Source organism: Cyanobium sp. NIVA-CYA 375 (assembly GCF_056108345.1).
This window is the reverse complement of record NZ_JBSYHW010000121.1, coordinates 1-4,444: the sequence shown is the minus strand read 5'-3', so window position 1 is coordinate 4,444 and position 4,444 is coordinate 1. Positions and strand designations below refer to the sequence as shown.

Sequence of the window (4,444 nt, the reverse complement as noted above, 5' to 3'; positions counted from 1 at the left end):
GATGGCCTCCGGGAACCCTCTTGGCTGAAGTATTAGGGGTTCACGGGGTGGTGCACGGAATTGAGAAGCAATCAAATGCTGATTGACGGCAGGAGCTGCGGAGGACGGTAAGGAACTCAAGTCTTAAGGCGGCACCGGAGGCCGTACGAAACGACTCCATGGAAATCACAGGCTATTGAGACGATGCCGGGATTCACAATAAGTGATTACTTTGCGATAGAAACCCTCTTAAAGCAGAAACGTAATGATCCAGCCTATCAATCTTCTACACATAAAAAGACCCAAAGACTAAGCCTTTTGTCTCACAACCAATCCGACCAAAAACTGGATCGATTAAGATGCTAATTGCCTTTCTAAAACTGGATTTCAATGGGTCGGAAAGCGTGAACCACTTCGTATACTAAAACTGTCAAGATCAGCACCAAAACGTGAGCATAGACATTCCGGCCCAACATGCTCAAGGGCGAGCGAGAAAGCCCACTTGCATGATTACTTAGCGCGCTATGTGTGCTCAAACCTCAAGACATCAAAACAATTAAGTCAAAGCACAACAGATACCTAGAAGATTTTATACAAAAAAGGGCAAATTCTTTCGATCCCTAGCCAGCAACCATAGAGCCAACAAAAGACCAACAAGGTTAAAAACTAAAACAACAATAAACTGGGTCAGATTAACCTCTCCCCGCTGTAACGCTTGCCGGAGCGGGCTGAGAATTCGATAAATGGGATTAAAATCTGCAGTCCAGGCTAGCTGACCAAGGGTTTTCTTTTCATAGAGAATGGGTGACAACAGAAAGCCCAGTTGGAGCACAATCGGCACTAGTTGATAGAGGTCTCTAAATCTTGCGCCTAAGATGCAAACTGCCAGCGGGACCCAGTAAAGGAAAAGCAACACATTAATCAATGGCAGCCAGGAGAACATCAATAGATTCATGAACAAATCATGCTTAAAAAAGGAAAGACCCAGAAGAACCATAACAAAAGACTGAAAAAACGTCTGACACTGGAAAGCCCACTCCTCAAGGGTGTAGAATATTGGGTGTAGGTTGGTATTTTTTAGGTTATTTTCATTGGCCTCAAGCAACCCCGGAGCAGAGCCAACAGCACCGGCCAATGCATTCCAGACGACTAAACCAGTGCCAAGAAATACAACATAGTTGGTAAAGTCCTGAACCTTAAATACCGTTCCGTATACAAGACTAAGCGCAGCAATAGAGAGCAGGTTTGACAGGCCAAGCCAGAAACCGCCCAAGGCGGTACGTGCAAATCGAGCTCGTGTACGTGCGGTAGCGGTAAACAACCACGCTCGGCGAGAACGCCAGCCATAGTCAAGGGACTCAATAATGCTTTTCATGATAAAAACTCAACGCAAGTTCCAGGTCGCCATCAAATACAATCGCTCCCTCGCTAAATACAAGGCCACGGTTGCAGAATTGGCGGAGAAGGTCATCTGAATGGCTCGCCAAGAGTAAGGTGCCGGCGGAAGAAATAAACTCCTTCAGGCGCTGCTGCGCTCGCTCAAAGAATCGGGCATCGCCAGCTCCAAAACCTTCATCCAAGGCGAGGCAATCATGAGAACCAGAGGTAAGTAGCGAGAACAACAGCCTTGAAGCCATGCCCTCGCTATAACCCTTCACAGGCAGATGAATAAAATCACCTAAACCAGAGAAATCTACAACATCCGTCAAGAAGGCATCAAAGCCACGTAGGTTGCCATGTTGCAAAAGGTAATGGGCCTTGGATGCCTGAATCCCGCTGAGATCAGGTGCCGTAATAAAACTCTTCTGGATCATCGGGAAAACAGAGCAACCGGCTCTAAACGATCCAGAACTGGAAAAATAAATGCCAGACACGAGGCGCAGAAAAGTAGATTTCCCCGCTCCGTTGTGCCCAATCAACGCTACCCGCTCACCGTGCCTGATTGTGCAATTGATTCCCCTGAGCGCCTCGATCATCGCACCCCCGCTAGAGCGCTTCAGGGCACCACCGGTGACGGAGCGAACCAAAACAGATTTGAGGGTTCGGGTTTCTGTGGTTCGAACAGGAATCCTGAGCCACACATCCTGCAGCTGCAAAACGATATCTGGATCTTCTCCAACAATAATCTCGTGCCGGGCGGCCTGGGTAAAGGAATGAGCTCGCATCAGATCGTAGAGGTTTCGGGAAATTCATGACCCAGCAAATTACATTCCAATAAACTGATCGTTACACGTCAAAGGCATCATAATGGAAGCTGGGTGGTTGTGCTCATACTCCTTGCTTTTGACAAAAACTGAGAGCAACAATACCTTATAATGGCAGGCATAGCTTATTAGACAATGGCAGCGATGAGGTCTTCATTGATCGCATTTCCTTTAATGAACGCTTCGAACCCTAGCATTCTCAACCGTAGGCGGGAGAGCCTAGCATTGTCTCAATGCAAACTTTGCTAGGAGTTCTATCGCCCATTGCACTGAGAGACCTTACAAGAAAGACCTTCTTAATGGAACGCATTCCGCCATTGACCTATCCACTCCTAATCACGTCTTCAAAGATCAAAACATTTTCTAAGGCAAGGGCAATAGACCACTCTCGCCTGGCCTTATCTACGTATCGAATGGAGGACTCAGCAAAAAATTGCCCGATGAGATGACGGCTTGGCTATTCTCAGTAAACAAGGATACTATTCACGTATGTTGCACCCACTCCCCGCAGGGCTCCGAATTTTTTGGGGCCCCTGAAAGCCGGCTCCAATTCTTACACTATATATTATGCAGCAATCTTACCATAGCACTCGAATAGGACCTCGGCAAATCGGGCAGCATTATATTTTCTTGCTTGCTCAAACCCACTCTTGATTAGTTGCTCGCTTAGCGCTGGGTCAATAATATATTTTACAGTTTGTCAACTAGCAAGATCGAGTCAAGTGGGCCTGTCATGTAGAGAACCGCAGATCCACAGGCCTCTTTGCAAGGCTGGAAAGGGGAGAACATCACGGGAGCGCCGAAGGATAACACCTCAAATGGTGGAAGCCCCCAACCCTCAACTATCGAAGGGAATACAAGCCCTCGACCGCAGCAATGGTGTAATTCCTTCGGCATGCCCACCCGGCTCAGACGACGGCGTTGCAGGGGTTGGGCAGGCCCGTTCCCCTGGTTTGAGAACCACCTCAACCAGACGAACCATGCCTGCCCGGTGTCAACTACGGAGGCGGGCGCCTACCTAGTTGCCGCCGTGCACCATGCACAAGACCTTACGTGCCGCAGTTGACCTAACGCCACTAGTGGATGCCAGCGGTGTCGGTGAACTAATCCCTTTACTGGCGTCACGCGGCCTGCAGCAGCTGGTCGAGCTGGAGTTCGCCGCAATTCTGCTTGCCGAAGGCCATGAGCGAAGCGAAGAGAGACTCAGCAAGCGCAGTGGTTACAGGCCCCCCATCCCCCAGGTGGGGGATCTCGCGCTGCAGATCCCCAAGATGCGGGACAGCAGCATTCTGCCCTCGATGCACTAGCACGCAGGATAGACCAAGCCCTGGACGAAGTGTTCATGGAGGCATACATCGGTGGCGACCCCACGCACAGGGTCGATTCCCTGGTGGCGGCGCTGGGTTCCCTGAGCGGCATCTCCAAGACCCAGGTGAGCCGTATCTATCATAGCATCGACCAGCAGGTGCAGATATTCCTGGGCCGGAAGCTGAAGGAATCTGGCTACGACTACGTCTGCCTAAATGCCACCTACCTCAAGGGGAAACCTGGCAAGGCTCAACAGGTCTGCTCCCGCGATGTCGTCTTCGCCATAGGGATGAACGAGTTTGGGCGCCGGGCGTTGCTGGGCACCTCCTGCGGAGAAGGCTTCGCCTACAAGGTTGGCGACAGTGAGATCGAGCCCTTCTGGACAGAGTTGATCGACAACTTCCACGAGCTCATTAGCCAAACCAACAACCGCTGCTTGAAGTGCAGCGCTACTGCCACGGCCGGCATCGAGCCTGGATCCCCATAGCAGAGAGGCCTTGCCGAATCATTAAATATTCATTTTAAGGAATAGTATCAGAAACACAATCTGTTCGCCGCGTTGGCGGAGACGCAAGCATTAACCAATCTACGGTGCTCGGTAAGTGCAATACCCTCAGGCTCCATTCGGACCTCCAGCGAAGGATGCCATTTGAGCCAGCTACGATACGAGCCGGATCTCCACCCACTGTCATTCTGCATAGTCCAAACGGGGGGGCAACCCTTGGCAAAGATATGAAAAGAGATGCAACAATGGTGGACAAAGCACAGCCATGGGCTAGAATTGGCCGTAAACAGATACGGAGCTCAGCCTTCTTGCCTAGTGGAATGCATAACGCATATTCAAGCAGGTTTCCCATCAACACTTGCTTTTCCACGCTACTTCACCTCAATGATTAAACACTAATGGTTAGGAATGGGCTGAAAAGCGTGGTGAGAAGACTGGCCGCAGCGCC

General features: G+C 50.3%; 2 protein-coding genes and 1 pseudogene. 1 reads left to right on the top strand and 2 read right to left on the bottom strand.

Annotation, left to right across the window (positions count from 1 at the left end; genetic code table 11):
* Positions 1-568: 568 nt before the first annotated feature.
* Entirely contained in the window at positions 569-1,354 is a 786-nt protein-coding gene (locus tag AC01FP_RS16245) for an ABC transporter permease (protein ID WP_474481711.1), read from the bottom strand.
* Positions 1,338-2,144 (bottom strand): ABC transporter ATP-binding protein, encoded by an 807-nt coding sequence (locus AC01FP_RS16240; protein WP_474481710.1) that lies wholly within the window; start codon positions 2,142-2,144, stop codon positions 1,338-1,340. The genes AC01FP_RS16245 and AC01FP_RS16240 overlap by 17 nt, the downstream gene beginning before the upstream one ends.
* 1,076 nt (positions 2,145-3,220) lie before the next feature.
* Between AC01FP_RS16240 and AC01FP_RS16235 the strand changes: the two are divergent.
* A pseudogene (locus AC01FP_RS16235) lies at positions 3,221-3,978 on the top strand (transposase).
* Positions 3,979-4,444 lie beyond the last annotated feature (466 nt).